This is a genomic window from Streptomyces sp. NPDC007856, from assembly GCF_042868225.1.
GTDB lineage: Bacteria > Actinomycetota > Actinomycetes > Streptomycetales > Streptomycetaceae > Streptomyces.
The window spans coordinates 86,383-111,569 of record NZ_JBIAEC010000003.1; the positions used below are offsets into that span (position 1 = coordinate 86,383).

The 25,187-nt window shown below is 70.9% G+C and carries 29 protein-coding genes, 1 tRNA gene and 1 pseudogene; 20 read left to right on the plus strand and 11 right to left on the minus strand.

Translation table 11 applies throughout. The features are described 5' to 3' along the window. The first annotated feature begins 66 nt into the window (after nt 1–66). The 5 genes from ACFYOH_RS08405 to ACFYOH_RS08425 all read left to right on the plus strand — a co-directional run bounded on the left by ACFYOH_RS08405 (nt 67) and on the right by ACFYOH_RS08425 (nt 2,697). The gene (locus ACFYOH_RS08405; RefSeq protein WP_388622472.1) at nt 67–735 is read left to right on the plus strand and encodes an HdeD family acid-resistance protein; all 669 of its coding nucleotides are present in this window, start codon (nt 67–69) and stop codon (nt 733–735) included. A 96-nt stretch (nt 736–831) separates the two neighbouring features. Further along, entirely contained in the window at nt 832–1,152 is a 321-nt protein-coding gene (locus ACFYOH_RS08410; protein ID WP_388622474.1) for a hypothetical protein, read from the plus strand. A gap of 79 nt (nt 1,153–1,231) precedes the next feature. Beyond that, nucleotides 1,232–1,354 carry a hypothetical protein gene (locus ACFYOH_RS08415; protein ID WP_388622476.1) on the plus strand — a complete coding sequence of 41 codons (123 nt, stop codon included), beginning with the start codon at nt 1,232–1,234 and terminating at the stop codon, nt 1,352–1,354. 305 nt (nt 1,355–1,659) lie between these two features. Then, nucleotides 1,660–1,956, plus strand: coding sequence for a type II toxin-antitoxin system VapB family antitoxin (locus ACFYOH_RS08420; protein ID WP_004943146.1), 297 nt, complete (start codon nt 1,660–1,662; stop codon nt 1,954–1,956). A 105-nt stretch (nt 1,957–2,061) separates the two neighbouring features. After that, complete coding sequence (locus tag ACFYOH_RS08425) at nt 2,062–2,697, plus strand: LytR C-terminal domain-containing protein (RefSeq protein ID WP_388622478.1); 636 nt, start codon at nt 2,062–2,064, stop codon at nt 2,695–2,697. Between the two features lie 51 nt (nt 2,698–2,748). Here ACFYOH_RS08425 and upp read toward each other — a convergent pair whose 3' ends face one another. Then, complete coding sequence (gene upp, locus ACFYOH_RS08430; protein WP_365720507.1) at nt 2,749–3,384, minus strand: uracil phosphoribosyltransferase; 636 nt, start codon at nt 3,382–3,384, stop codon at nt 2,749–2,751. 161 nt (nt 3,385–3,545) lie between these two features. Between upp and ACFYOH_RS08435 the strand changes: the two genes are divergently transcribed. The 9 genes from ACFYOH_RS08435 to ACFYOH_RS08475 all read left to right on the plus strand — a co-directional run bounded on the left by ACFYOH_RS08435 (nt 3,546) and on the right by ACFYOH_RS08475 (nt 8,985). Next, nucleotides 3,546–3,767: a hypothetical protein gene (locus ACFYOH_RS08435; RefSeq protein WP_388623896.1), complete on the plus strand. Its 222-nt coding sequence runs from the start codon at nt 3,546–3,548 to the stop codon at nt 3,765–3,767. 312 nt (nt 3,768–4,079) lie between these two features. Continuing rightward, nucleotides 4,080–4,616 (plus strand): hypothetical protein, encoded by a 537-nt coding sequence (locus tag ACFYOH_RS08440; protein WP_388623820.1) that lies wholly within the window; start codon nt 4,080–4,082, stop codon nt 4,614–4,616. Nucleotides 4,617–4,672: 56 nt separating this feature from the next. Beyond that, the gene (gene tadA, locus ACFYOH_RS08445; protein ID WP_388622481.1) at nt 4,673–5,104 is read left to right on the plus strand and encodes a tRNA adenosine(34) deaminase TadA; all 432 of its coding nucleotides are present in this window, start codon (nt 4,673–4,675) and stop codon (nt 5,102–5,104) included. Between the two features lie 45 nt (nt 5,105–5,149). Next, nucleotides 5,150–5,234 (plus strand) — tRNA-Ser (locus ACFYOH_RS08450). A gap of 163 nt (nt 5,235–5,397) precedes the next feature. After that, nucleotides 5,398–5,577, plus strand: coding sequence for a hypothetical protein (locus ACFYOH_RS08455; protein ID WP_055708362.1), 180 nt, complete (start codon nt 5,398–5,400; stop codon nt 5,575–5,577). Between the two features lie 10 nt (nt 5,578–5,587). Further along, on the plus strand, nt 5,588–5,881 hold the full coding sequence (locus tag ACFYOH_RS08460; protein ID WP_388622483.1) for a Dabb family protein: 294 nt from the start codon (nt 5,588–5,590) through the stop codon (nt 5,879–5,881). 174 nt (nt 5,882–6,055) lie between these two features. Next, nucleotides 6,056–6,904 carry an RNA polymerase sigma factor SigF gene (locus ACFYOH_RS08465; protein ID WP_388623822.1) on the plus strand — a complete coding sequence of 283 codons (849 nt, stop codon included), beginning with the start codon at nt 6,056–6,058 and terminating at the stop codon, nt 6,902–6,904. A 327-nt stretch (nt 6,905–7,231) separates the two neighbouring features. Beyond that, entirely contained in the window at nt 7,232–8,170 is a 939-nt protein-coding gene (locus ACFYOH_RS08470; protein ID WP_388622485.1) for an RNA polymerase sigma factor SigF, read from the plus strand. Between the two features lie 254 nt (nt 8,171–8,424). After that, nucleotides 8,425–8,985: a hypothetical protein gene (locus ACFYOH_RS08475; protein WP_388622487.1), complete on the plus strand. Its 561-nt coding sequence runs from the start codon at nt 8,425–8,427 to the stop codon at nt 8,983–8,985. A gap of 16 nt (nt 8,986–9,001) precedes the next feature. Here ACFYOH_RS08475 and ACFYOH_RS08480 read toward each other — a convergent pair whose 3' ends face one another. Further along, nucleotides 9,002–9,202, minus strand: coding sequence for a hypothetical protein (locus ACFYOH_RS08480; protein WP_388622489.1), 201 nt, complete (start codon nt 9,200–9,202; stop codon nt 9,002–9,004). Between the two features lie 207 nt (nt 9,203–9,409). On the opposite strand from ACFYOH_RS08480, the gene ACFYOH_RS08485 reads away from it, so the two are divergent. The 4 genes from ACFYOH_RS08485 to ACFYOH_RS08500 all read left to right on the plus strand — a co-directional run bounded on the left by ACFYOH_RS08485 (nt 9,410) and on the right by ACFYOH_RS08500 (nt 13,909). Then, entirely contained in the window at nt 9,410–9,916 is a 507-nt protein-coding gene (locus tag ACFYOH_RS08485) for a MarR family winged helix-turn-helix transcriptional regulator (RefSeq protein ID WP_388622491.1), read from the plus strand. Between the two features lie 13 nt (nt 9,917–9,929). After that, nucleotides 9,930–12,473, plus strand: coding sequence for an MFS transporter (locus ACFYOH_RS08490; RefSeq protein WP_388622493.1), 2,544 nt, complete (start codon nt 9,930–9,932; stop codon nt 12,471–12,473). 94 nt (nt 12,474–12,567) lie between these two features. Continuing rightward, on the plus strand, nt 12,568–13,389 hold the full coding sequence (locus ACFYOH_RS08495; protein WP_388622495.1) for a YceI family protein: 822 nt from the start codon (nt 12,568–12,570) through the stop codon (nt 13,387–13,389). A gap of 49 nt (nt 13,390–13,438) precedes the next feature. After that, the gene (locus ACFYOH_RS08500; protein WP_388622497.1) at nt 13,439–13,909 is read left to right on the plus strand and encodes a PPOX class F420-dependent oxidoreductase; all 471 of its coding nucleotides are present in this window, start codon (nt 13,439–13,441) and stop codon (nt 13,907–13,909) included. Between the two features lie 130 nt (nt 13,910–14,039). Here ACFYOH_RS08500 and ACFYOH_RS08505 read toward each other — a convergent pair whose 3' ends face one another. The 9 genes and pseudogenes from ACFYOH_RS08505 to ACFYOH_RS08545 form a co-directional block, all read right to left on the minus strand. After that, nucleotides 14,040–14,804: a TetR/AcrR family transcriptional regulator gene (locus tag ACFYOH_RS08505; protein ID WP_388622499.1), complete on the minus strand. Its 765-nt coding sequence runs from the start codon at nt 14,802–14,804 to the stop codon at nt 14,040–14,042. A gap of 136 nt (nt 14,805–14,940) precedes the next feature. Continuing rightward, a pseudogene (locus ACFYOH_RS08510) lies at nt 14,941–15,231 on the minus strand (MFS transporter); the annotation flags it as partial. Between the two features lie 87 nt (nt 15,232–15,318). Further along, nucleotides 15,319–17,553 carry a glycosyltransferase family 39 protein gene (locus ACFYOH_RS08515; RefSeq protein ID WP_388622501.1) on the minus strand — a complete coding sequence of 745 codons (2,235 nt, stop codon included), beginning with the start codon at nt 17,551–17,553 and terminating at the stop codon, nt 15,319–15,321. Further along, nucleotides 17,550–19,043, minus strand: a complete 1,494-nt coding sequence (locus ACFYOH_RS08520; protein WP_388622503.1) for a glycosyltransferase — start codon at nt 19,041–19,043, stop codon at nt 17,550–17,552. The genes ACFYOH_RS08515 and ACFYOH_RS08520 overlap by 4 nt, the downstream gene beginning before the upstream one ends. A 14-nt stretch (nt 19,044–19,057) precedes the next feature. Beyond that, nucleotides 19,058–20,722 (minus strand): ATP-binding protein, encoded by a 1,665-nt coding sequence (locus tag ACFYOH_RS08525; protein ID WP_388622505.1) that lies wholly within the window; start codon nt 20,720–20,722, stop codon nt 19,058–19,060. Then, nucleotides 20,719–21,459 carry a response regulator transcription factor gene (locus tag ACFYOH_RS08530; protein ID WP_388622507.1) on the minus strand — a complete coding sequence of 247 codons (741 nt, stop codon included), beginning with the start codon at nt 21,457–21,459 and terminating at the stop codon, nt 20,719–20,721. The genes ACFYOH_RS08525 and ACFYOH_RS08530 overlap by 4 nt, the downstream gene beginning before the upstream one ends. Before the next feature lie 100 nt (nt 21,460–21,559). Further along, complete coding sequence (locus ACFYOH_RS08535) at nt 21,560–21,931, minus strand: antibiotic biosynthesis monooxygenase family protein (RefSeq protein WP_388622509.1); 372 nt, start codon at nt 21,929–21,931, stop codon at nt 21,560–21,562. An 87-nt stretch (nt 21,932–22,018) separates the two neighbouring features. Further along, nucleotides 22,019–22,894: a DUF2797 domain-containing protein gene (locus tag ACFYOH_RS08540; protein WP_388622511.1), complete on the minus strand. Its 876-nt coding sequence runs from the start codon at nt 22,892–22,894 to the stop codon at nt 22,019–22,021. 106 nt (nt 22,895–23,000) lie between these two features. After that, nucleotides 23,001–23,393, minus strand: coding sequence for a hypothetical protein (locus ACFYOH_RS08545; protein WP_388622513.1), 393 nt, complete (start codon nt 23,391–23,393; stop codon nt 23,001–23,003). Nucleotides 23,394–23,598: 205 nt separating this feature from the next. Here ACFYOH_RS08545 and ACFYOH_RS08550 point away from each other — a divergent pair, with 205 nt between their 5' ends. Then, nucleotides 23,599–24,135, plus strand: coding sequence for a GNAT family N-acetyltransferase (locus ACFYOH_RS08550; RefSeq protein ID WP_388622515.1), 537 nt, complete (start codon nt 23,599–23,601; stop codon nt 24,133–24,135). Between the two features lie 105 nt (nt 24,136–24,240). Further along, nucleotides 24,241–24,462 (plus strand): hypothetical protein, encoded by a 222-nt coding sequence (locus ACFYOH_RS08555; protein WP_388622517.1) that lies wholly within the window; start codon nt 24,241–24,243, stop codon nt 24,460–24,462. The last annotated feature ends 725 nt before the right edge of the window (nt 24,463–25,187 follow it).

Consider the following 25,187-nt stretch of genomic DNA (forward strand, 5'->3'; position numbering starts at 1 on the left):
CTGCGGGACTCACTCGACCGGCCCACCCCGATGGCAGCGCCGACCCCGCCGTCCACAGCATGAACCATGACCGAGATACCGAACACCGGTCCGGAGTGGGGCCGTGAGTACGACGACCGGAATGTGCACGCGGGCGCGCCGCCGGGCGAGCGGCGTGAGCCCGAGCCGCCGTTCGAGGGGCCCCTGCACGCCCTGTCCCAGGCCGCATGGCAGGTGGTCCTGGTCACCGGGACCGCCTCACTGGTCCTCGGCGTCCTGGTGCTCCTCTGGCCCGGCCCCTCCCTGCTCGTCGCCGGTGTGCTGTTCGGGCTCTACCTCTTGGCCAGCGGCGTCTTCCAACTGGTCGCCGCGTTCGGCACGCACCGGGCGACCTCGCTGCGGGTGCTGGCGTTCATCAGCGGCGCGCTGTCGATCCTGCTCGGCCTGCTCTGCTTCCGCGGGCCCATGCAGTCGATCCTGCTGCTCGGCCTGTGGATCGGCATCGGCTGGCTGATCCGCGGGATCACCCAGACCATCGCCGCCGCGCAGGACTCCCGGATGCCCGGCCGAGGCTGGCAGATCCTCCTGGGGGTCCTCACCTTCGTCGCCGGGATCGTGCTCATCGACGCGCCGTTCCGGTCGGTCGCCGTGCTGACCCTCGTCGCCGGCGTCTGGCTGCTCGTCGTGGGGATCGTGGAGATCGTCACCGCGTTCAGCATCCGCGGCCGGGCGAAGGCGATACCGCGGACGGTGTGAGCGGCGGCGTCAACGCGGGCCCCGCACCTACGCCGAGCGGGCGGATCTCGGGCCCCGCGTGCTGCACACCCCGCACGCCCCGGGGACATACCCGATGTGAGCAGGACCGCGAGTGTCCCCCGGAGCCGTACCTGGCTGCGGGCGCTCGTGCTGCTCCTCGCCCTGTGGGTGCCCGTCGCCCATGCGCAGGCCCAGGCGGCCCACGCGCTGGGCACGTCCGCCGAGACCTTCGAGCACGACGTACTCGACACGCTCCTACGGCCGCCCGCCCCCGCCGTCCACCGGGCGGGCGTACCCGAGCGTCCCGCGCCCCTCCCCGACCCGGCACCCGCCCGGCCGGCGGTACGCGCCTGCCCCGGCACGCCCCGGGCGCCGTACGCCCCGCCCCTGCTCCGCACCGTGGTCCTGCGCTGCTGACGGACCCGCGTCCCCGCGAAAGGCCGGCCGAAGGCCGGTCACAGGTCAGTCAGACGCAAGGAGCGACACAGTCATGCCCATGGATACCTACGCCGTCCTGCGCGCCCTGCTGCGCGCGGAGGCCCGGCGCGCGACGAAACCGAAGCCGGAGCAGAAGCACGAGGAAGAGCCGCAGCGGCCGTCCGAGGAACGGGACCGCTGAACCGGTACCGGCGGGGGCGGGTCACCGCCTTCGCCGGTCCGTGCCGAAGGCGGGGCGAGGATCTCGCGGCCGGCCTGGTGCCGGGCTTCTCGGGGGCCGGCTCGCGGTCCACAGCCTGTGCACGACGCCCGTGGAGCGGGGAGCCGCGCACCGCCCGCTCCGGTACGGCCCCGCCCGTCGCGACCCCCTGCGCCGGTGATCTCGTCCCGTTAGCGGCACATATGACCCGTTTGCAGAATCTTTTCAGGTGCCGCACTCCGCCGCCATGGCTGCGCCCGGAACGTCTTGACCGGTAGGCTTTCCGTGTGATCTTCAAGCGCATCGGAAACGGCCGGCCGTACCCCGACCACGGCCGGGAAAGCACCCGGCAGTGGGCGGACGTCGCGCCGCGCCCGGTCCGCCTCGATCAGCTCGTGACCACCAAGCAGCAGCTCGACCTGGAGACCCTGCTGGCGGAGGACTCGACGTTCTACGGCGACCTCTTCGCACACGTCGTGAAGTGGCAGGGCGACCTCTATCTGGAGGACGGGCTGCACCGCGCGGTCCGCGCCGCCCTCCAGCAGCGCCAGGTGCTGCACGCGCGCGTGCTCGAACTCGACTGACCGGCGCGACACCGCCCTTGCTCCCTTGACCCTTTCGGGTTCCCCTGAGCGGCATCGACTGATCATCTAATAGGCAGCGCCGCTCGGGCGCACTACGCTGCGCCCATGAGCATGCTCACTCCCCCTGGCATGGGCGGCCGGTACCGGATCACGGGGGACAAATACCCTCGGATGCGTCCGCCGCGCCGACGCGCCAGGCTCGTGGCCGCCATGGTGGCGTCCGTCGCCGTGCTCGGCCTGATCGGCTGGGGCACCCTGCAGCTCATCGACGTCTTCACCGGCGGCAAGAAGGCCTCGGCGGCCGGCCCGAAGACCGACTGCCACCCCAAGGCCGCTACGGCCGCACAGGTGAAGGCCCTGCCGAAGCCGGGTCAGATCACCGTGAACGTCTACAACGCCACCGCGCGCACCGGGCTCGCCAAGTCCACCGCCGACGAGCTGAAGAAGCGGGGCTTCAGGATCGGTGACGTGGGCAACGCGCCCGGGGAGTACGACAAGAAGGTGAAGAGCGCCGGGATACTGCTCGGTCCCGCGGCCGCCCAGAACACCTCGCTGCCGGTGCTCGCCGCCCAGCTCACCGGCGCCGAACAACGCGCCGACACCCGCAAGGGCACCGACGTCGACCTCATCCTGGGCGACGCCTTCAAGGGCCTGGTGAAGCCGACGGAGGCGGACCAGACCCTGACCAGGCTGACCGCGCCCGCATCGACGTCGGCGCCTTCCGTCAAGAAGGGGTGCTGAGCCGGGGGCGAGCACTCAGCACCCCGGTCAGCACCCCGGTCGGCGCGAAAACTACTCGGCCGCCCCGTAGAGACGATCCCCCGCGTCCCCCAGTCCCGGCACGATGTACCCGTGCTCGTTGAGGTGGTCGTCGACGGCCGCCGTGACCACCGTCACCGGCGTCCCCGCCAGCTCCCGCTCCATCACCTCGACGCCCTCGGGAGCGGCGAGCAGCACCACCGCCGTCACGTCATCCGCACCGCGCTTGATCAGCTCCCGGATCGCCGCGACCAGCGTGCCGCCCGTCGCCAGCATCGGGTCCAGGACGTACACCTGACGGCCGGAGAGGTCCTCCGGCATGCGCGAGGCGTAGGTGGAGGCCTGCAGTGTCTCCTCGTTGCGGATCATGCCCAGGAAGCCCACCTCGGCGGTCGGCAGCAGCCGGACCATGCCGTCCAGCATGCCGAGGCCGGCGCGCAGGATCGGCACCACCAGCGGGCGGGGGCGGGCGAGCTTGACGCCGGTCGTCCGCGCGACCGGGGTCTGGATGTCGACGGCTTCGGTGCGCACGTCCCGCGTGGCCTCGTAGGCGAGCAGGGTGACCAGTTCGTCGGCGAGCCGCCGGAAGGTCGCGGAGTCGGTGCGCTGGTCGCGCAGCGTGGTGAGCTTGTGGGCGACCAGGGGGTGGTCGACGACATGGAGACGCATGCCCCTAACGGTACCCGCGCCGCGGCCCCCGCCCGCTCCGGCGTACCCCCCACCGGGACCCCGGCCCGGACCCGGCCGACACCCCGGCCGACACCCCTCCGGCCCTGGATCGAAGCGGCCGTACGAGGGAAAGTGGGAGGGAGGAACTGGGGTGGTGTGACGTGCCCGACCTGTCTGGCCTTCCGGAGAACGCACCCGAGGGCGCCGACGAGCCCGCGATACGCGCCGCGGCCGTGGAGACGGACGCCGAGCGCCGGCGCCGCCGCGCCCGGTTCCTGCGTGACCTGGCCGAGGCCCGTGAGCTGCGCGCCCGGGTCCAGCCGCGACGCGCCAAGGCCGCCCGGCTGCGCCACGCGCTGCGCATGCGGACGTTCCGCTGGTAGACCGACTGCGGGAGGGACACGCTTGGGAATCCTCGTGGGAATCCTCTGGGGCAGGACCCGGTAAGGAAGTTCTGGGTCAGGAAGATCCGCGCACACACCGGCGTTTGCGAGGTGGGCGTGCGTGACCGGCCGGAAAAGCCGCGTACGATCCGCAGGTGGCTGCAAGACACAGGGCGTCGAAGACGTCCCCTGAACGCCTTGTTTCTGCCACGATTCCGAGTGGGTGGGGCTCGGAGCCCAGCTCTCTCCGCCCAAGTACCTCCGCCGGGGGGACCCCCAACCGGCACGCCTATGACCAGTGGGAGAGTCACGGTGTACTTCGCCGCACTGCTCGCGCGCACCGAAGACGGGTGGGAAGCGAGCGACACAGAGCTCGACGATGTGGAGACCCTGTCGGATCTTGCCGACCTGGCCCGTGAAGCCTCTCCCGAGGAGGACACGGTGCTCGTGCTGATCGAGCAGGAGGACTCCTGGTTCGGCGTCGTCCGCGTGGACGGCGAGGACGACCCTCGCATCTACGTCTCGGACGCGGCCGCCGCCCAGCGCAGCGCGTACGGCGAGCTGCTGCTCACCGACGAGCTGCTCGGCCGGGAGCCAGGTGCCGACGACGGCCCCGATCTGGACTCCCTCGACCTCGACGGCACCGAGGACGGCGAGTCCGAGTCCGCCGAGGACGACGAGGAGGGCGCCGCCGCCGACGCCGTTCCGCACAGCCCCGTGGGCGACAGCCAGATCCTCGACGACCTGGGCATCAGCGAGAAGGAGCTGCGCTCGCTGGACGCCGAGGACGCGCTGGGCACGATCGCCGAGGCCCTGGGCGCCTCGGAGGTGCTGGAGACCGTCCGCTGACCGTCGAGCACCCGGCCGCCGCTCCGGACCCGGTACGCGACCGCTGGCGGGCCGCGATGCGACTCGCCCTGGCCGAGGCCGAGCGGGCCGTCCGGGGCGGGGACGTCCCCGTCGGCGCCGTCGTGCTGTCCCCGGACGGTACGACGGTGCTCGCCGTCGGGCACAACGAGCGCGAGGCCACCGGCGATCCCACGGCACACGCGGAGGTCCTCGCGATCCGGCGGGCCGCCGCCCTGCTCGGGGAGTGGCGGCTGGCCGGCTGCACGCTCGTGGTCACCCTGGAGCCGTGCACGATGTGCGCGGGCGCGATCGTCCAGTCCCGCGTCGACCGGGTCGTCTACGGCGCCCGGGACGACAAGGCGGGCGCGGCGGGCTCGCTGTGGGACGTGATCCGCGACCGGCGGCTCAATCACCGCCCGGAGGTCGTCGAGGGCGTCCTCGCGGCGGACTGCGCCCGCCTGCTCACCGAGTTTTTCCGGGACCGGTGAATACCGATTTCGGAGCACACCCCGGTGTGCTGTAAGGTCTCCCTCGGTAGCGTGTCCGAGCGGCCGAAGGAGCTCGCCTCGAAAGCGAGTGTGGCGCAAGTCACCGAGGGTTCAAATCCCTCCGCTACCGCTTGAAGAAGGGCCCTGTCGACAGACGGGGCCCTTCGTGCATCCCGGGAACGGGACGGAAAAGACCCCGGGCGACGGACCGTTGGTCCCCCGAAAAGAGCGCGAAGGTTACACTCGCCGCCGGCAACAGGGGCTCACAAGGCGCACGCACAGGGGAGGCCGCGGTGGCGGTGAACGCCAAGAAGATCGCCGTATACGTGCTCGTGGTCTTCGCGCTGTATGTGATCATCACGGACCCGCCCAAGGCGGCCCATTACGTACAGATAGTCTTCGAGGGCATATCGGACGCGGCCAAGGCCGTGGGTGACTTCATGACGTGGGTCGCCAACGGAGGAAAGAGCTGAGGTACATTCCATGATCCGCCACCTGGTCCTCTTCAAGCTCAACGAGGGCGTCGAGCGCGACGATCCGCGGGTCGTGGCGGGCGCGGAGGCCTTCAGGGCCCTCGGCGGCCAGATCGCGGAGCTGCGCTTCTGGGAGTGCGCCTGGAACATCAGCGACCGGCCGGTCGCCTACGACTTCGCGATCAACTCGGCGGTCGAGGACACCGACGCCCTCCAGCGCTATCTGGAGCATCCGGCCCACCAGGCGGGCGTCGCGATGTGGCGCGAGTTCGCCACGTGGGTGATCGCCGACTACGAATTCTGAACACTTCCGCCCGGGAGCCCCCCGCCGCAACGGTGGGGGGCTTTCGTGCGTCTTAATCCCCAACTTGTTGGAGTTTGAACACAACACGGGGTAATGCGGTGCTTGCACACAGTGCACATGTCTTGTGATGCTATGACCGCTTTTGACCGATCATTGAGCGACGAAGAGGTGGCGTTGACCGTGTCGGCCAGTACTGCGCCGCCCCAGGAGGAGGCGGCCCCGCCTGCCCCCGCCACCGCTCCCGTGGGCCCCGAGAAGCGGCGCGGTTCCGACACACGAGCCCTCACCCAGGTGCTCTTCGCCGAGCTGAAGGACCTCACCCCTGGTACGCCGGAGCACCACCGCGTGCGCGGGGCGCTGATCGAGGCGAACCTCCCGCTCGTGCGCTACGCCGCCGCCCGCTTCCGCTCCCGCAACGAGCCCATGGAGGACGTGGTCCAGGTCGGCACCATCGGCCTGATCAACGCCATCGACCGGTTCGACCCGGACCGGGGCGTGCAGTTCCCCACCTTCGCCATGCCGACCGTGGTCGGCGAGATCAAGCGCTACTTCCGGGACAACGTCCGCACCGTCCACGTACCGCGCCGGCTGCACGAGCTGTGGGTCCAGGTCAACAGCGCCACCGAGGACCTCACCACGCTCTACGGCCGCTCCCCGACCACCGCCGAGATCGCCGATCGGCTCAGGATCAGTGAGGAGGAGGTGCTGAGCTGCATCGAAGCGGGACGCTCGTACCACGCCACCTCGCTGGAGGCCGCCCAGGAGGGCGACGGACTGCCCGGACTGCTGGACCGCATCGGCTACGAGGACCCGGCCCTGGACGGCGTCGAACACCGCGACCTGGTCCGCCATCTCCTCGTCCAACTCCCGGAACGAGAACAGCGAATCCTTCTCCTGCGCTACTACAGCAATCTCACCCAGTCGCAGATCAGCGCGGAACTCGGCGTCTCCCAGATGCACGTCTCCCGGCTTCTCGCCCGCAGCTTCCAGCGACTGCGCTCGGCGAATCGCATCGACGCGTAGAAGCTCCCGGGGCGGAGCACAGCAGGCGCACGGAAGCACACACGGGATCACCCCCTGCATCGCAAGCCCGATCGATGCATCACCACCGAGAGCGAATCGCTCACCAGCGCAGATGCCGACAGCTGGGTCCCCGAAAAGCGTCAGACCCCGTCTTTCCAGGGCCGATTCACTTCTCACATGTCGACATGTCACTACAGCGTGTTGCCGACATGTGACATTCTGCGGGAGACGCGTTTGCCGGGCCTTCGGCGCCGGTATTCAGGTGAAGGCTGCGCTGCTCGCAAGAACGGCGCCGCCACGACCGTCCCGCGACCCAAAGGGGGTGGCATGTCCGCAGACCAGGGCAGCTCGAAGGTGCTGACGCCCGCGACGAGCGAGGCAGCGCCCAAGGAGCTCGACGCTCTCGACGTCCTCGACGGCATCGAGGGCGTCACGGCCCTCGACGCCGCGCCGTCCCCGACCGCCCCGGCGGCCGCCGACCTGCCGGCTCCGCCGGCCGCGGGGGACATCGACACCCGCACCCTGTCCCGCTCCCTGTTCCTGCGGCTCGCCACGCTCGGCGAGGACAGCCCCGAACGGGCCTACGTCCGGGACACCCTGATCGAGCTGAATCTGCCGCTGGTCCGCTATGCGGCCGCGCGCTTCCGCTCCCGCAACGAGCCGATGGAGGACATCGTCCAGGTCGGCACCATCGGCCTGATCAAGGCGATCGACCGCTTCGACTGCGAACGGGGCGTGGAGTTCCCGACCTTCGCCATGCCGACGGTCGTGGGCGAGATCAAGCGCTTCTTCCGCGACACCTCGTGGTCCGTCCGCGTCCCGCGCCGCCTGCAGGAGCTGCGCCTGGCCCTCACCAAGGCCAGCGACGAGCTGTCCCAGAAGCTGGACCGCTCCCCGACGGTGACGGAACTGGCCGCCGTGCTCGGCGTCTCCGAGGAGGACGTGGTCGACGGCCTCGCGGTCGGCAACGCCTACACCGCGTCCTCCCTCGACTCACCGGCCCCCGAGGACGACGGCGGTGAGGGCTCCCTGGCCGACCGCCTCGGCTACGAGGACACGGCCCTGGAGGGCGTGGAGTACCGCGAGTCCCTGAAGCCCCTGCTGGCCAAGCTCCCGCCCCGCGAGCGCCGGATCATCATGCTCCGCTTCTTCGCCAACATGACCCAGTCCCAGATCGGCGAGGAGGTCGGCATCTCCCAGATGCACGTCTCACGCCTCCTGACCCGGACGCTGGCGCAGCTGCGGGAGGGCCTGATCTCCGACTGACCGTGTACCGGCCCCTGCGGGGCGCTGGTCCCGTCAGGACCCTTTCTATCTGACGAGGCGTCAGCCACCATGGCCCGATGCTTCGTACGACGACATGGACACGTGGCCGCCGAGGCGCCGTTACGGCAGCGTCGGCGGTCGTCGTCGTCCTGGGCGGGGTGCTTGCCGCGTGCGGGGGCCATGGCCCGGGCGGCGGATATGTCGCGGTCGGCTCGGGACAGCGCGGACCGGGCTCCGTCGGCCCGACGGGATCCGTGACCCTGGCGCCGCTCGACACAGGCGGCGGCACGAGCGGGAGCCGCCGTAACCCACCTGACGCGGCCGCGACTTCGGGCAGCACCGGCACCTCGGGCAGCCCGGACGCTCCGGAGCAGGCTTCCACCGCCCCCGGCGGTGACGGCTCCCCCGCCACTCCCGGCCCGACCGGCACGGACAGTCGTACGACACCGTCCGCCACCTCGCCCGGTCCCACCCCCGGCCCCACGCGCGGCCAGGGCGAGCCCGCCACCCCCGCCGAACTCTCCTGGGGCACCCCGACGACCGGGGCGACGGACCAGCGCTGGTGTCAGAAGGTGACCGTCGGCTTCCACAACTCTGGGGGCACGGCGGTGCGATCGGGGTCCGTGACCTTCGGGACGCACGTCATCGGCGCGCTCGGCATCGACTGGGGGACGGTCGACTCGACGGTCGGCCTTCCCGTGCCGATCGCACCGGGCGCGCACGAGGACCACACCTGGACGGTGTGCGTCGACGCCTGGCGTGTGCCGCTCGGCATGCACATCGAGACGCGGGACGTGTCCGTCCAGTGGAAGTGATCGCCTGACGGCGGTCCTACTTCAGCGCCAGCCAGGCCACACCCGCCACCACGGCGATAGCCACGACGACACCGATGATCAGGCCGATACGGGGGCCGGAGGACGTGGCGGCCGGCTGCTGCTGTCGGCCCTGGGGGGCCTCGTCCACGAACGCGCGGAACATCTGGGTGCTGCCGGCGGGGTCGTAATTGCCCTGGGGGCCCTGGGTGTTAGCCATGGCCCGAGACCTTAGCGAAGACGGGCCGGGCCGCCCAAGTGGGGGGCCACCGGGACAGACAGGGGCACCCCACCCGCACCTACCTGCATGTTTACGGTTGCAATACTTGCCTTTGTCAAGTTTTTACGCCGCAGGACCCCTCATTTATTTGCCTGCAGCAACCAAACAGACCTAAGGTTGCCTCAAGCAACGAATGCGGGAGGTGTGATGGCCGAGCAGGCGCAGTTCGAAGAGCTGGCGCGTCAGCTCAGCGCCGTCGGAGCCGTGAAACGGGACATGGGGCGGATACTGCCGCCCGAATGCCCGGCCGGATCGGCCGCCGTGCTGACCCTGCTCGGCCGCCACGGAGACATGCGCATGAGCAAGCTCGCGGAGCTGCTCGCCGTGGACATGTCGGTCACCAGCCGGCATGTCGCGCACGTCGCCGCGCGCGGCTGGATCGAGCGGCACCCGGACCCGGCGGACAAGCGCTCGCGCATCCTGCGCCTGACGCCCACGGGCCTGGCGGAGCTCCGGGAGCTGTCCCGGCGGACCACGCATCTGCTCGCCGAGCGGCTCGCCGACTGGACCGACGACGAGGTGGCCCAGCTGATCCGGCTGATGACCCGCCTGCGCGCGTCCTTCGGCGACTGCCGGTCCGTCCCGGTCCGGTTCCCGGCCGCCGCAGCCGCCCCCGTAGTCGAAGAGACCACCCGTACACCCGCAAGCACGTAAGAGAAGGAAGCCCATGGCAACGACCACACCAGCCGGTGTGCGGGCTCACGCCAAGCACGGGGGAGGCTCCGCGGCGGGCCACGCCCCGATGACGCACCGGCAGATCATGGAGGCCCTGTCCGGCCTCCTCCTCGGCATGTTCGTGGCGATCCTGTCGTCCACGATCGTCTCCAACGCCCTGCCGCACATCATCGGTGACCTCGGCGGCGGTCAGTCCGCCTACACCTGGGTGGTCACCGCCGCCCTGCTGTCGATGACCGCGGCCACTCCCCTGTGGGGCAAGCTCGCCGACCTCTACAGCAAGAAGGCCCTCGTCCAGATAGCCCTGGTCATCTACGTCCTCGGCTCGATGGCCGCCGGTCTGTCGCAGAACGCCGGCATGCTGATCGCCTGCCGTGTCGTCCAGGGCATCGGTGTCGGCGGTCTGTCGGCCCTCGCCCAGATCGTCATGGCCGCGATGATCTCCCCGCGTGAGCGCGGCCGTTACTCCGGCTACCTCGGCGCCACCTTCGCCGTCGCCACCGTCGGCGGCCCGCTGCTCGGCGGTGTCATCACCGACACCTCCTGGCTGGGCTGGCGCTGGTGCTTCTACGTCGGTGTCCCGTTCGCCGTCATCGCCGTGATCGTGCTGCAGAAGACCCTGCACCTGCCCGTGGTCAAGCGGGAGGTCAAGGTCGACTGGGGCGGCGCGTTCTTCATCTCGGCCGCCGTCTCGCTGCTGCTGATCTGGGTCACCTTCGCCGGTGACAAGTACGACTGGGTGTCCTGGCAGACGTACGCGATGGTGGGCGGTTCGATCGTCCTCGGCGCGCTGTTCGTGCTCGTGGAGTCCAAGGCGAGTGAGCCGATCATCCCGCTGCGGCTGTTCAGGAACCGCACCATCACCCTGGCGTCCCTCGCCTCCCTGTTCGTCGGCATCGCGATGTTCACCGGCACGGTGTTCTTCAGCCAGTACTTCCAGCTGGCCCGGGACAAGTCCCCGACGATGTCCGGCGTCATGACCATCCCCATGATCGGTGGCCTGTTCGTCTCCTCCACCGTCTCGGGTCAGTTCATCACCCGCACCGGCCGCTGGAAGGCGTGGCTGGTCAGCGGTGGCGTCCTGGTGACGGCCGGCCTGTGCCTGCTCGGCTCCATCCGGTACGACACCGAGTACTGGAAGATGGCGATCTTCATGGCGCTGCTGGGTCTCGGCATCGGCATGATGATGCAGAACCTGGTGCTCGCCACGCAGAACCAGGTCGCCCCGTCCGACCTCGGATCGGCCAGCTCCACGGTCACCTTCTTCCGCTCCCTCGGCGGTGCGGTCGGCGTCTCCGCGCTCGGCGCGGTGATGTCCCACCGGATCACGCACTACGTCCAGGACGGCATCTCCGCCCTGAGCCCGAAGTACCAGGCGGCCCTGGCGGGCTCCAGCTCCACCGACAGCATCCCGGACATGGGCAAGCTGCCGGCGCCGCTGCGGACGCTGCTGGAGAGCGCCTACGGCCACGGCATCGCCGATGTCTTCTTCATCGCCGGCTGCCTCGCCGCCCTCGCCTTCCTGATCACCCTGTTCATCAAGGAGGTCCCGCTGAAGACCAAGGGTGCGCTCGCCCAGGCCGCCGAGGCCGACGCCCCGGCCGCCCCCGTGGAGACCGTTGTGCAGGACACCGTGCAGGAACCCGCGCAGCAGCAGGTGCCCAGCTGGGCCACGCCCGTCGTGTCCGACACCTCCGCCCAGGCACCGGCCGCGGCCGCGGCCGCCCAGCCGGCGGCGACCGCCGTCGCCACCATCGCCGAGCCCGGCACGGGCGGCGGCACGCCGGTGCACGGCTTCGTCCGCGGCGCCGAGAGCGCCCCGGTCCCGCAGGCCGCGGTCACCCTGATCTCGCTGTCCGGCCGCCAGCTGGGCCGCGCGGTCGCCCAGGCCGACGGCAACTACTCCGTCGACGCCCCCGGCACCGGGACGTACGTCCTGATCGCCTCCGCCGACGGCTACCAGCCGCAGGCCGCCACCGTCGTGGTGGGCGAGGAACCGCTGTCGTACGACATCCTGCTCAGCGGCACCAGCGGGCTGACCGGTGTGGTCCGGGCCGCCGGGAGCGCGCTGCCGGTCAAGGGCGCCATGGTGATCGTCACCGACGTCCGCGGTGACCTGCTGGCCACCGCCGCCACCGGCGAGCAGGGCGACTTCGGCCTCACCGACCTGGTGCCGGGCACGGTCACCCTGGCCGTCAACGCGAGCGGGTTCCGGCCGCGCGCCCTGCCGGTCGAGATCGGCGCCACCGGGGTCACCCGGATCGAGATCGACCTGGACGCCGGCGCCCAGCTGCAGGGTGTCGTCCGGGCCCCGCACGGCCCGCTGGCCGACGCCCGGGTGACGCTCGTCGACCAGGCGGGCAACGTGGTAGGCACCGCCACCACCGGTGCGGACGGCGCGTACGCCTTCACCGACCTGGACAGCGGCGAGTACACGGTCATCGCGACCGGTTACCCGCCGGTGGCGACGGCCCTGACCGTGGCCGGCACCGGGGTCGACGGGCACGACATCGAACTCGCCCACCCCAGCGAGTAGTTCACTCCCGGCCCGTGGCACACATACCGTCGTGTGTGCGCCACGGGCCGGTTTCATACGACCGATTTGTAAGGCTTTGCAGGGAGAAAACGGGATGGGACTGACCGCGAAGATCCGCACGCGAGACGGGTGGGCCGTGTCGCACGCGGTCGTCACGGTGACCGACATGACCGGCACGCAGGTGCTGCGCGCCGAGGCGGACGCCGAGGGAGCCGTACGGGATGCCACCGAGCTGGCGCCGGGGGCGTACACGGTGATCGTGACGGCCGTCGGGTACGCGCCCGCGGCCTGCTCCGCGATCGTCACCGCCAGCGGCCGGGCCGAGGTCGGCACGGTCACCCTGGCCCGGCAGGGCGGCACCGAGCTGCCGCCGCCCGGGCCCTGGACCATCGACCCGGTGCACTCCTCCGTCGCCGCGGTCGCCCAGCACCTGGGGATCTCCAGCGTGCACGGGCGGTTCACCGAGTTCGGCGGCACGATCGAGATCGCCCCGGACGACGTCACCAAGTCCCGTGTGGAGGCGGTGATCAAGGCCGCGTCCATCGACACGGGCAACGGCATGCGCGACGGGCATCTGAAGTCCGCGGACTTCCTCGACGTCGAGCAGCACCCGGAGATCGGCTACCGCTCGACGGGCCTGACCCAGTCGGGCTCCGACCGCTGGACCGTGCACGGCGAACTGTCCATGCACGGGGTCGTACGACCGGTGGACCTGGACCTCGCCTACCTCGGCACCGGCGCGGACCCGTGGGGCGGCACGCGCGCCGCGTTCCGCGCGACCGCCGAGCTGCGCCGCGAGGACTTCGCGATGAACTACAACCAGGTACTCCAGGCGGGCATCGCGGCGATCGGTACGACGCTGAAGGTGGAGCTGGACATCCAGGCGGTGCAGGGCGACGCGCTGCCCCAGGCGTAGGCACGGCAGGGTCAGTCACGGGGGCGCACACTGCCCCTAGGCTGCTCCCATGGCACCGAACATCGCTACCAACACCCGTGTATCGCTGGACGAGCTGCTGGACTTCGTACGGCCCCGGCACCGCGCCCTGCTGATCACCCGCCGCGCCGACGGCGGACCGCAGGCCTCCCCGCTGACCTGCGGGGTCGACGACTCGGGACGGATCGTCGTCTCCACCTACCCCGAGCGCGCCAAGACCCGCAACGCCAAACGGGATCCGCGGGTGAGCCTGCTCGTCCTGAGCGACGAATGGAACGGCCCCTGGGTCCAGATCGACGGCACGGCCGAGGTCATCGACGCGCCGGACTCGGTGGAACCACTGGTCGAGTACTACCGCAACATCGCCGGCGAACACCCCGACTGGGACGAGTACCGGGAGGCGATGGTCAAGCAGGGCAAGTCCATCATCCGGGTGACACCGCAGCGGTGGGGACCAGTGGCGACCGGCGGGTTTCCGGCGCGGCTGGCCGACGATCGATAAACACCGCCCGCTCCCACCCGACGGACGGAGTCCGGCGCAGCGCCCCGAAGCCATCCGCGTGACACCGCAGCTGTGGGGACCGGTGGCGACCGGCGGGTCTCCGGCGCGGCTGGTGGGCGGTGGGGAGTAGTCAGCCTCGGCCGACCATCGCCTCGATGCCGGCGATCAGCAGGTCCAGGGCGAAGGTGAAGTCGCGGTCCAGCATCTCGTCGACCGTGTCCCCGCCGCGGGCCGCCATGAGGTCCTTCGACTCCTCGACGACCTCGGCGGTCCCCGGGGCCTCGGTCACCAGGGCCATGGCCTGCTCGTAGTACTCGTCGGCACTCAGCCCGGTGTCCGCGATCCGGGCGAAGAAGTGGCCCTCGATCGTGCCGAAGCCGTACACGAACTGGAAGACCGCCGAGATCGCCCCCGTCACCCCGTGCGCGGGCAGCCCCGCCCGGCGGACGACCCGCTGGACCGCGCGGGAGAACGCCAGCGAGTTCGGGCCGATGTTGAGGTAGCGCCCCGCCAGCGGCGACAGCCACGGGTGGCGCACCAGCAGCGCCCGGTACTCGGTGGCCAGCCCGCGCAACTGCTCGCGCCAGTCCTCGCCCTCGGCGTCCGGATCCGGCAGCCGCAGCTCGCCGAAGGCCGCGTCCAGGGCGAGTTCGAGCAGGTCGTCCTTGGTGTCGACGTACCAGTACAGGGACATGGCGGTGACGTTCAGCTCCGCGGCCAGCCGCCGCATGGAGAACTTCGCCAGCCCCTCGGCGTCCAGCAGCCGAACGGACACCGTCGTGATCCGCTCACGGTCGAGCCCGGAGGGCTGCCCGCCACCGCTACGACCGCTCCGGCGGGCCTTCTCCTCCAGCCAGACACTGCTCCGCGCCGACCGACCTGCGTCCTTCGCCACGGGCGCACCTTTCTCGATTCCAGCCACCGGTCCAACTTAAGGGGCGCGGGGCAGCAGCCGTATGCGGCTACCGCCGCGTGGGCGCGAACAACCACATACAACCCGAGGCCGCACACATACCCACACCGCCGAGCCCTCAGGCGACCGTCCGCTCCGCCCGCTTCAAGAGCCCCGCTGCCACGAACCCACCCAGCAGCACGGCAACCGCCCCCACCAACTGACCAGCCCCGAGCCCGGCCGACAACGACTCCCCGGACGCCACGGAAGAGCTGAGCACAGCCCCGAGAACGGCAACACCAAGACCGTTCCCGAACTCGGCGAGGGTGCCGTTGATCCCGGCCCCGACCCCCGCCTTCTCCGGAGGAATCGCGCTCATGACGGCGTGCGCCATCGCCAGGTTGGCGACGGCGCATCCCGCCCCGATCAGTGGCCTTGGGAAGCAGACGTGTCGTACACCGTATAGCAGTCACTATACGGTGTACGACACGTTTTTCCGTCAGCCGGGTTCCGCCGGTCAGCCGCTCGTCTTCTGCGTCAGGTCGTAGAACGTGGCCGAACCGACCGTGACCTTCTTGAAGTTGCTCTCGACCCACGAGGTGATCCGGGACGACGTACCGCTGCCGCTGCCGCCCATGCCACCGCTCATGCCTCCGCCGGCGATGAAGTAGTGGATCTTCCCTTCCTCGGCGTACTTCTTGAACTGCGCGAGCGTCGGGGACGGGTCGGTGCCGTTGAAGCCGCCGATCGCCATCACCGGGTCACCGGTGGCGAGCTGGTAGCCGGCCGCGTTCTGGGAACCGATGGACGCGGCGACCCAGGTGTACTTGGCGGCGTCCTTCTCCAGCAGCTGCTTGGCGGCGGAGGAGACGTTCGCGCCGTTCAGCAGGCCGCCGGCGCCACCGCCGCCGCCCATGCCGCCTTCGCCCGTCCGGCCGGCGCCGGGGAAGCCGTTGCCGTTCCGGCCCTGGCCCTGCGTGTTGCCGTTGCCCTGTTGCTGGTTCTGGCCCGGCAGGCCGCCGCCGAGGCCGCCGCCCCCGGGGAAGCCATTGCCGTTCTGCTGCCCCTGCTGCCCCTGCTGCCCCCGCTGCCCCCGCTGCCCCGGCATCGCGCCGCCGAAGCCGCCGCGCATACCGCCGCCGAAGCCCCCACCGGGCCCCCGGCCGCCGCCGAAGCCCATCATGCTGGCGCCCGCCGGACCGGCCGTCGGGATGGAGCCGGTGTGTGCGGAGTCCACCGTGCTGAGGGTGTACGCCGTCGGACCGGCGAGCGCGGCCACCAGGCCCACCCCCGCCGCCCCGAGGGCCAGCTGCCGGGAGATCCGGCCGGCGAAGACCAGGCCCAGCGCGGCCGCCAGACCGCCGATCAGCACCAGCCACTTCAGCCAGGGCAGATAGCTGGAGGTGCGGTTGAGCAGGACGTATCCCCACACGGACGCGGCCACGAGCGCGGCGGCGAGGCTGATCGACGCCCAGGTCTGCCTGCGCCGCTCCCACAGCAGCCCGGCGCCCATGCCGACGACGGCCGCGAGGTAGGGCGCGAGCGCCACCGTGTAGTACTGGTGGAAGATGCCCGCCATGTAGCTGAAGACCACCATGGTGATCAGCAGCGAGCCGCCCCACACCAGGAACGAGGCCCGCGTCACCGACGTCCGCTTCAGCTTCCGGGTGGCCACGAGACCCGCGACCAGCAGGACCAGCGCGGCCGGGAGCAGCCAGGAGATCTGGCCGCCGATCTCGGAGTTGAACATCCGGTCCCAGCCCGTGGTGCCCCAGCGGCCGGAGCCGTTCCCGCCGCCGCCGCCACCGACGCTGCCGGTCTCGTCGCCGTTGATCCGGCCGAGGCCGTTGTAGCCGAAGGTCAGCTCCAGGAAGCTGTTGTTCTGCGAACCGCCGATGTAGGGGCGGGAGGAGGCCGGCCACAGCTCGACGATCGCGACCCACCAGCCGCCGGCGACGACCAGCGCGACGGTCGCGAGACCCAGCTGCGCCAGGCGCTTGCGCAGCCTCACCGGACCGCACACGGCGTAGACGATCGCCAGCGGCGGCAGGATCAGGAAGGCCTGCAGGGTCTTGGCGAGGAAGGCGAAGCCGATCGCGGCCCCGGCCGCGACCAGCCACTTCGTCCGGCCGTCCGCCACCGCGCGTACGACGAAGTAGCAGGCCAGCGCCATCAACAGGCCCAGCATCGCGTCCGGGTTGTCGAACCGGAACATCAGCGCCGCCACGGGGGTGAGCGCGAGCACCGCGCCCGCGATCAGACCGGCCACGGGGCTGAACCGGCGCCGTACGGCCGCGTACACGACCGCCACCGTGCCCACGCCCATCAGCACCTCGGGCGTGAGGATCGCCCACGAGTTCAGGCCGAAGATCCGCACCGACAGCTCCATCGGCCACAGGAAGGCCGACGGCTTGTCGACGGTGATGGCGTTGCCCGCGTCCAGCGAGCCGAAGAAGAACGCCTTCCAGGACTTGCTGCCCGCCTGCACGGCCGCCGAGTAGAAGGAGTTGGCGTAGCCGGAGGCGCTGAGGTTGTACAGGTAGAGCAGGAGGGTCGCGGCGAGCAGGCCGAGGAAGGCCGGGCGCGCCCAGCGGGGGTCCTCGGCGCGGCCGCGCCACAGTCTGCGGAGCAACGGCTGCTCGGGCACACCGGCCCCCCGGTGCGGGTGTGGCTGCGACGGGGGGTGCGGGGGAGCGCCCGTGGGCGGGCCCCACACGGTCGTACTGCGCTGCTGGTCGTACTGGGTGGTCATCGGGGATCCCCCGGATCGGTGTCGTGAGGGCGCACCGGCTGCAGTCGCATGGTGGCGTCCCTCCAGCTGCCGTCCGCGGCTTCACCGGCGCGGACCTGGGTGGCCGTCGGATACGGCTGCTGGTACGGCACCGGGCGCTGGGGCAGCGGTGCGTACGGAGCGGTCGTGCCGTGCGGCGGGGTCGTGCTCGTGCTGTAGGTCGGCGAGGAGAGGGGGTGGGAGGCGACGACCGTCGAGCCGGTGCCGGACTCGCCGCGGTCCGGGAACACCCAGGCGCGGAAGAGCAGGAACCGCAGGACGGTCGCCGCGAGGTTGGCGGCGATGAGCACCGCCAGTTCGGTGGAGTGCGCCGGGTGGTCGCTGGCCGCGTTCAGGGCGGCCAGGGAGCCACTGGTCAGGGCGAGTCCGATGCCGAAGACGACCAGGCCCTGCGCCTGGTGCCGGACAGCGCCGCCCCGGCCGCGCACCCCGAAGGTGAGCCGGCGGTTGGCGGCCGTGTTGGCGACCGCGGAGACCAGCAGGGCGAGCGCGTTGGCGATCTGGGAGCCGGAGAACTGCCGGAAGACGCTGTAGAGGAGGAGGTAGAAGAGGGTGGACAGGCCGCCGACGACACAGAATCCCACGAGCTGACGGGCCAGCCCCTTGGGCACGTTGGTCAGGTCGCGGTCGCGCGGGTCGTCACCGAAGGGCCGGGTGAGCCGGTCCAGCGGGAGTGAACCGGTGGCCAGCGCCTTGCCGACCCGCCAGACGCCCTTGAGGTCGTCCGTCGCGGTCTTCACGATGTGCACGGTGGAGTCCGGGTCGTCGACCCAGTCGACCGGCACCTCGTGGATCCTGAGGCCCGCCCGCTCGGCGAGCACCAGCATCTCGGTGTCGAAGAACCAGCCGGTGTCCTCCACCAGCGGCAGCAGCACCTGGGCCACATCCCGCCGGATGGCCTTGAATCCGCACTGGGCGTCGGAGAAGCGGGCCTGGAGCGAGCCGCGCAGGATGAGGTTGTAGGCCCGGCTGATGAACTCCCGCTTGGGGCCGCGTACGACCCGGGAGGCGCGGGCGAGCCGGGAGCCGATCGCCAGGTCCGAGTGGCCGGAGATCAGCGGGGCCACCAGCGGCAGCAGGGCGTTGAGGTCGGTGGACAGGTCGACGTCCATGTAGGCGAGGATCGGCGCCTCGGAGGCGGACCACACGGTCCGCAGGGCCCGTCCCCGGCCCTTCTGCTCCAGGCGGAAGTTGGTGACCTCGGGGAGCTCCGCCTCCAGCCGCGCCGCCACCAGCGGGGTGGTGTCCGTGGACGCGTTGTCCGCGATCGTGATGCGGAAGGCGTACGGGAAGGTGCGCGTGAGGTGCTCGTGCAGTCTGCGGACGCACGGCTGGAGGTCCTTCTCCTCGTTGTAGACGGGGATCACTACGTCCAGGACAGGCGTACCGGCGTCTCCGGCCGGGAGGTGCTCCCGCGCCGGCAGGGTGCCGGGAGAAGAGTCGGTTCGCATGGGACCGACTCAACTCAAGCGCCCTGTTGCACCCATGTGGTGGCACTGTGCCGTGGCTGTGAGTGCGATTGCCGGTTCGTTTCGGGCGCGGGCCGCGGAACGGCGGGGGCCGGCGCGGGCAGATGCACGGTGAACACGGTCCGCCCGGGCACGCTGTCGACGGTGACGGCACCCCCGTGCGCGGCCGCGACCGCCTGCACGATGGCGAGCCCGAGGCCCGTCGAGCCGGTGGCCCTGGACCTCGCGGAGTCCCCGCGCGCGAACCGCTCGAAGACGTGCGGCAGCAGCTCGGGCGGAATCCCCTGCCCGTTGTCCTCGACGTCGACGCACATCCACGGCCCGCGCCGCTGCACGCGCACGGTGACGGTCGTACCCGGTGGCGTGTGCTTGCGCGCGTTGCCGAGCAGATTGACCAGCACCTGCTGGATGCGTGCCGCGTCCGCGGACACGAGGGCGGGTTCCTCGGGCAGATCGAGCCGCCAGTTGTGGTCCATGCCGGCCGCCCGGGAGTCGCTGACCGTGTCGACGACCAGCGGGATGAGATCGGTCTGCTCGAACTGCAGCGGCCGTCCGGCGTCGAGGCGGGCGAGCAGGAGCAGGTCCTCGACCAGGAGGGTCATACGGCCCGCCTCGGACTCGATCCGGCCGAGGGCGTGCCGGGTGTCGGGGCCGACCTGTTCGCGTCCGCGTCTGGTGAGTTCCGCGTACCCCCGGATGGAGGCGAGGGGGGTGCGGAGTTCATGACTGGCGTCGGCGACGAACTGCCGTACCCGCATCTCGCTCTGCTGCCGGGCGTGCAGGGCGCCGTGCACATGGTCGAGCATCCGGTTGAGCGCGGCACCGACCTGGCCGACCTCGGTGTGCGGGTCGCACTCGGACTCCGGGACCCGCTCGCTGAGGTTCACCTCGCCGGTGTGCAGCGGGAGTTCGGAGACGCGGGTGGCGGTGGCGGCGACCCTGCGGAGGGGGCGGGTGGCCACGCCGACGATGACGAATCCGGCGAGCGAGGCGGCGAGCAGTCCGGCGGCGGTGACGCAGACCTCGACGACGATGAGGGTGTCGATGTTGTCGTCGACGTCCTTGGTGGGCAGGGCGACGTAGTAGGTGGCGCTGCCGTCGGGACTCGCCGCGTACTGGACGCGGTAGCTCCCCAGGTCCGGGAGGTCGACCGTGTGCGCGTGCCCGTCCTTCGGCACGCCCGCGAGCGCCCGCTGCTGCGCGGCCGTGAGGCTGACGGTGCCCATCTTCCGGAAGCCGCCGTTGCTGTCGTTCAGCTGCACCGCCTTGGCCGCGCCGGCGATCCGGCCGTTCTGCAGACAGGCCGCGACGGTGCTGGGCTGGGTCGGGCCGTTGGTGAGGAGGCGCGCGATCTTCTCGTTCGGCGTGGCGGTGGCCTTGTCCCCGGCGTCCGGGTCGGTGGGGAGGCCGGGCACGGTGACGCCGGGGTGCAGCCGGCCGCCCTTCGCGCGCATGGCGATTTCGCCGACCTTCTCGTCGAGCTGCCCGTACAGGTGCGAGCGCAGCGCCACCGCGGTGACCGTGCCGATCACCGCGCACACCACGGCGATCAGCACCACCGACGCGACGACGAGCCGGGTCCGCAGGGTGCGCGGCTGTCCGGCCCGTCGCTTCTGCCGCTTCTGCCGTTGCCGCGGACCCGGCCGTCGTCGCCTGCTCATGAGGCGGCGGGCTTGATCAGGTAACCGGCCCCACGCCGGGTGTGGATCATCGGCTCCCGCCCCGCGTCGATCTTCCGTCGCAGATAGGAGATGTACAGCTCGACGACATTCGCCTGCCCGCCGAAGTCGTACGACCACACCCGGTCCAGGATCTGTGCCTTGCTGAGCACGCGCCTAGGGTTGCGCATGAGGAAGCGCAGCAGCTCGAACTCGGTGGCGGTCAGATGGATGGAGTCCCCGCCCCGCGACACCTCGTGGCTGTCCTCGTCGAGCGTCAGGTCTCCGACCACGAGCACGGAGTCGGAGCGCCGGTCGGCGGCCCCGGACCGGCGGATGAGTCCCCGCAGCCGGGCCACGACCTCCTCCAGGCTGAACGGCTTGGTGACGTAGTCGTCACCGCCGGCCGTGAGCCCGGCGATACGGTCCTCCACCGCGTCCTTGGCGGTCAGGAAGAGGACGGGCACGTCCGGCAGCTCGCGCCGCAGCCGCCCGAGGACGGTCAGCCCGTCCATGTCGGGCAGCATCATGTCCAGTACGACGGCGTCGGGGCGGAACTCACGGGCGGTCTGGACGGCTCCCTGCCCGTCCCCCGCACTCCTGATCTGCCAGCCCTCGTAACGAAGAGCCATGCTCAGCAGTTCGGTGATCGACAGTTCGTCGTCCACCACAAGCACGCGGACGGGGCTCCCGTCCGGCCTCAGCAGTTCGGTGCGCCCCTGGGGCGAGGTCGTGGTCATGGTGGGCACCTTGTCCGGGACCTCTGAGAGGAGGCTTTCCCCAGTCTGTGATTTCCCTGAGAAACACACAGGCACCTCTCAGGCGGCGCCTGGGAAGCGCTCACTCCCGCGCGAAGACGCGCGCGTGCTCGACCCTGGCGATGTGGATCACGTACCGCTCGTACCAACGCTCCCGGCCGCGGCGCTTGGCCGCGAGGTGCTCGGGGTGCCGCCGCCAGCGCTCGACCCCTTCGAGATCCCGGAAGCAGGCGACGGATACGGCGAGTCCGCCGGGGGTACGGGCGGAGTCCTCACCGAGGAAGCCGGGGACTTCACGGACGAGACGGGAGAGGTGTTCGGCGGTGCGGTCGTAGCCGTCGGGGTCGTCGTCGGCTTCGTCGTCGGTACGGAGGGAGGTGAAGATCGCGGCGTAGTAAGGGGGTTCGGGGAGGGAGGAGGTGGGCTGTACAGCGGCATCCGTGTGATCGCTCATGACAACCACGGTCGGGGGCGGGCCCGTTCGGCGTCCACGACCCTTGCCGAAAGGGATCCGTAGGGGATCCGAGTCTTTGCCTTCGCCTCAGAACAGCCCCTCCTGCGGTTGGGCGAACTCCCGGAACGCAAAGGTGAGTCCGGCAGTCCCGGTAGCGGTCGGCGCCACCAGCTCCCAGCCGGTCATGAGCCGGGTGTCGAGCACGACGGCCCCGCGCTCGCCGACCGCCAGATGAAGATCGGGCCCGGCGGCCGCGACCAGCTCACCGCTGACCCGGCCCCCCGGGACCAGTTTCACCACCTCTCCGAGCGCGGAAGGAGCACCGGCGAGCCCGAACGCCGCCACATGGTCGGTGACTTCGCAGGGCGCGGGCCGCAGGGACTCGGGCCATCCGCTGAGCGCCACGGCCCGCGCATGCAGCTCCCGCACCTCAGCCGCCCGCTCCCCCTCGGTCCCCGGCAACGCCGACCGCACCGCGCGCTTCTCGGCGTACGGGATCCGGTCCGGCACCTGGAGCGCGGCCCGCAGCAGCTCCTCGGTGCGCCGGGCGGCCATCAGCGGGCCGGTGCCCAACCAGCTGAAACTGACAGCGCCCTGCTCCAGCAGCCGGGCGGAGCCCCGCTCGACCGCGGTGATCCCGACTTTCACCATCCCGGGCCCGAACCACGCCAGATACACCCGGTACGGCCGCGGGTCGTCGGCGATCGTGTCGGCGGCCACGGAGTGCGCCCGGTCCAGCCGCGCACACTCCTCGCACCGGGCGCCCGTGCTCCGCGCCGGCACGGCAGCACGGGTGGGGCAGGCATGCCCGCGCGCCCCCACACAGTGCCGGGCGCTCCCCTCCGGCACGGCGAATCCGACCCGCTTCCCCCACGGCAGCGCACTGCGCCGCCCGCCGTCCCACACCAGCACCGGTCCGGTCGGCGACCAGCGGAGCCCCGAGCATTTCCATACCTGTGCCATCACTCGTCAGGGTATGGGTCGGGTCTGACAACGGGTTCCGGGCGGCGGACTGGCGTAAGCTGCGCGAAGGCCCGAAGCCGCAACCTCGTTTTGCGACTTCGGGCCTTCAGTCGGATTGGGCGGTTACGGCGGAACGCACACCGGCACCCCTTCCGCCGCGACCCCCGCCTGCCGCACGCCCCCCCTTGATCAGCATGCGCAGGCAGTCATGGCCCCGATCGAGCGTGAGCCCCGTACGCTCCGAGACCTCGTCCAGCCGGCAGTGCACCGGCCCACGCACCAGCGCCGGGGCGAGGTAGGCGGCGACGGCGTGCACGTCCTCGATGACGACCAGGCTCTTCGCCCGCCAGGTGGCGAGGAGCTGCTGGGGGGTCATGGTGGGCCGGGGCGGTACCGGGGCGGGAGGCCGCATACGGTCGGCGATGAGGCCGAGGGTGTCGGCGATACGACCGAGCCACTCCCGACCTGCAGGAATGCTGAGACAGTACGCTTGGAGCACGGTCTCAGCGGAAGCGAAGTCGGTTGCGTCGGCGACGTTCCGCAGCGCGGAGCCTGCGTGTGCGTACCCCAAGTGCTGGCACACGTCCACAGCAGGACAACGGGTCGTTGCGCTGTGCGCCTGCGCACCGGCAGAGTCGGACGCCGTTGCCCACGTCGGCCACACGAGGTCGAACCCGTTGGTCCGGAGGATCAGGAGTCGTTCCATGTCCGATGAAGTCACTCTGCGCCCGGTGACCGCCGACGATCTCGACCTGTTCGAGCGCGAGTTCAACGGGCCGGAGGGGGCCGGCCAGTACCAGTGGTTCGGCTACGGTTCACCGGCCGGCCTGCGCCGGCAGTTCGCCGAGACCGGCCTGCTCGGCCCCGACGGCGGCATGCTCTCCGTCGCGGAGGCGGGCCGGACGGTGGGCAGCGTCGAGTGGTTCGCCAGCGCCTGGGGGCGGCCCGCCACCTCCACCTGCTGGACCCTGGCGATCGGCCTGGTGCCCGCCGCGCACGGCCGCGGCATAGGCACCCAGGCCCAGCGACTGCTGGCCGAGTACCTCTTCGACCACACCAGGGCCGAACGGCTCCAAGCCTGGACGGACTGCGCCAACCTCGCCGAGCAGCGTGCGCTGGAGAAAGCGGGCTTCGTCAGGGAGGGCGTGCTGCGCTCCGCTCAGTGGCGCGGCGGCCAGTGGCACGATCAGGTGATCTTCTCCATGCTCCGCGCGGAGCGATTCGGCGGCGAACTGAGGTGAACACTGGTCTCAAAACACCAGGTCAGCGGTGTGACGCGGTTGTCCCCGTCCTGATCTGTGCCGACGGCCACAGCCAGCGGGACACACGTAGGCTCATACTGAGCTATGACAAAGCCTGCGGCACCGAAGCGTCATCTTCCTACCAGTCCCTTCAAGGCCCCGGTCACACGGGCTCCCAAGCACTTCGCCCTGGGCGACCAGGTCACACATGACGTGTACGGCCTCGGCCGGGTGGTCGGCGTCGAGGACGGAATCGCGGTCCTCGTGGATTTCGGCTCGGCGCAGATGCGGATCTTGAGCCCGTACGCCAAGATGACCAAGCTGTAGGACCCCTGTGCCCGGTCACGGCACGCCAGGCCCCATCGGGGGCCTGTAACGAAAGGCAGACCTCTCATCGACCCGACGTCGCTGTTCTCCGCCCTGGAAGGGCAACCCCGCCGTTCCACCGCGCTATCGCCGCCTCCGACGACAACCCCCTTCCAGGCCCCGGACTTCGGAGAAGACGAGATCTTCTGGTCCGAGGACGCACAGGAGCCCGCCCCGGGCACGCGTGCGACGCGGCCCAAGGCTGCCTAGCGGCGGGCCGGCGGGCGGTCGAGTACGCGCCGACGCCCGCCCGCGCCCGCCCTCAGCGCAAAAGCAGAGGCCCTGTGGAGTGATCCACAGAGCCTCTGATCCATGTGCACTCGGCAGGATTCGAACCTGCAACCTTCTGATCCGTAGCTCTGGAGAGATCGGTCGGAGACGGTCATACAGGTCGCGTATCGGCCTCAGGGGGAGGCTATGGGGCGGGGCCGGTTGCTGCGGCTGCTGTACAGCAGGATCCCGGTGGGGGTCACGGCATGGAGCGGGAGCTACTCGAACGGCTCCTGGTCGGCAACGACGAGGCGTCCGTGGTCGCTCTGGCTGCGCTCCACTGCGGCGGTTCCCACGAGGTCTGGGACGGGACTACGGCTTCTGAACCACTCGCCGAAGACGGCAGCAGGTTGATCGCGTGCACCGGCGTGCGGCGGACCCATGTCTGAACCTCAGCCGACGAAAGTCAGCCACGA

What these genes read in the sequence shown, in the direction of transcription:
- ACFYOH_RS08480 (WP_388622489.1), bottom strand. Translation starts at nt 9,202, where the DNA reads ATGGCTAACACCCAGGGCCCCCAGGGCAATTACGACCCCGCCGGCAGC.
- ACFYOH_RS08425 (WP_388622478.1), top strand. Translation starts at nt 2,062, where the DNA reads ATGAGCATGCTCACTCCCCCTGGCATGGGCGGCCGGTACCGGATCACG.
- ACFYOH_RS08520 (WP_388622503.1), bottom strand. Translation starts at nt 19,043, where the DNA reads ATGCGAACCGACTCTTCTCCCGGCACCCTGCCGGCGCGGGAGCACCTC.
- ACFYOH_RS08515 (WP_388622501.1), bottom strand. Translation starts at nt 17,553, where the DNA reads ATGACCACCCAGTACGACCAGCAGCGCAGTACGACCGTGTGGGGCCCG.
- tadA (WP_388622481.1), top strand. Translation starts at nt 4,673, where the DNA reads ATGCGACTCGCCCTGGCCGAGGCCGAGCGGGCCGTCCGGGGCGGGGAC.
- ACFYOH_RS08550 (WP_388622515.1), top strand. Translation starts at nt 23,599, where the DNA reads ATGTCCGATGAAGTCACTCTGCGCCCGGTGACCGCCGACGATCTCGAC.
- ACFYOH_RS08555 (WP_388622517.1), top strand. Translation starts at nt 24,241, where the DNA reads ATGACAAAGCCTGCGGCACCGAAGCGTCATCTTCCTACCAGTCCCTTC.
- ACFYOH_RS08470 (WP_388622485.1), top strand. Translation starts at nt 7,232, where the DNA reads ATGTCCGCAGACCAGGGCAGCTCGAAGGTGCTGACGCCCGCGACGAGC.
- ACFYOH_RS08490 (WP_388622493.1), top strand. Translation starts at nt 9,930, where the DNA reads ATGGCAACGACCACACCAGCCGGTGTGCGGGCTCACGCCAAGCACGGG.
- ACFYOH_RS08530 (WP_388622507.1), bottom strand. Translation starts at nt 21,459, where the DNA reads ATGACCACGACCTCGCCCCAGGGGCGCACCGAACTGCTGAGGCCGGAC.
- ACFYOH_RS08485 (WP_388622491.1), top strand. Translation starts at nt 9,410, where the DNA reads ATGGCCGAGCAGGCGCAGTTCGAAGAGCTGGCGCGTCAGCTCAGCGCC.
- ACFYOH_RS08460 (WP_388622483.1), top strand. Translation starts at nt 5,588, where the DNA reads ATGATCCGCCACCTGGTCCTCTTCAAGCTCAACGAGGGCGTCGAGCGC.
- ACFYOH_RS08525 (WP_388622505.1), bottom strand. Translation starts at nt 20,722, where the DNA reads ATGAGCAGGCGACGACGGCCGGGTCCGCGGCAACGGCAGAAGCGGCAG.
- ACFYOH_RS08500 (WP_388622497.1), top strand. Translation starts at nt 13,439, where the DNA reads ATGGCACCGAACATCGCTACCAACACCCGTGTATCGCTGGACGAGCTG.
- ACFYOH_RS08540 (WP_388622511.1), bottom strand. Translation starts at nt 22,894, where the DNA reads ATGGCACAGGTATGGAAATGCTCGGGGCTCCGCTGGTCGCCGACCGGA.
- ACFYOH_RS08415 (WP_388622476.1), top strand. Translation starts at nt 1,232, where the DNA reads ATGGATACCTACGCCGTCCTGCGCGCCCTGCTGCGCGCGGAGGCCCGG.
- ACFYOH_RS08405 (WP_388622472.1), top strand. Translation starts at nt 67, where the DNA reads ATGACCGAGATACCGAACACCGGTCCGGAGTGGGGCCGTGAGTACGAC.
- ACFYOH_RS08495 (WP_388622495.1), top strand. Translation starts at nt 12,568, where the DNA reads ATGGGACTGACCGCGAAGATCCGCACGCGAGACGGGTGGGCCGTGTCG.
- ACFYOH_RS08535 (WP_388622509.1), bottom strand. Translation starts at nt 21,931, where the DNA reads ATGAGCGATCACACGGATGCCGCTGTACAGCCCACCTCCTCCCTCCCC.
- upp (WP_365720507.1), bottom strand. Translation starts at nt 3,384, where the DNA reads ATGCGTCTCCATGTCGTCGACCACCCCCTGGTCGCCCACAAGCTCACC.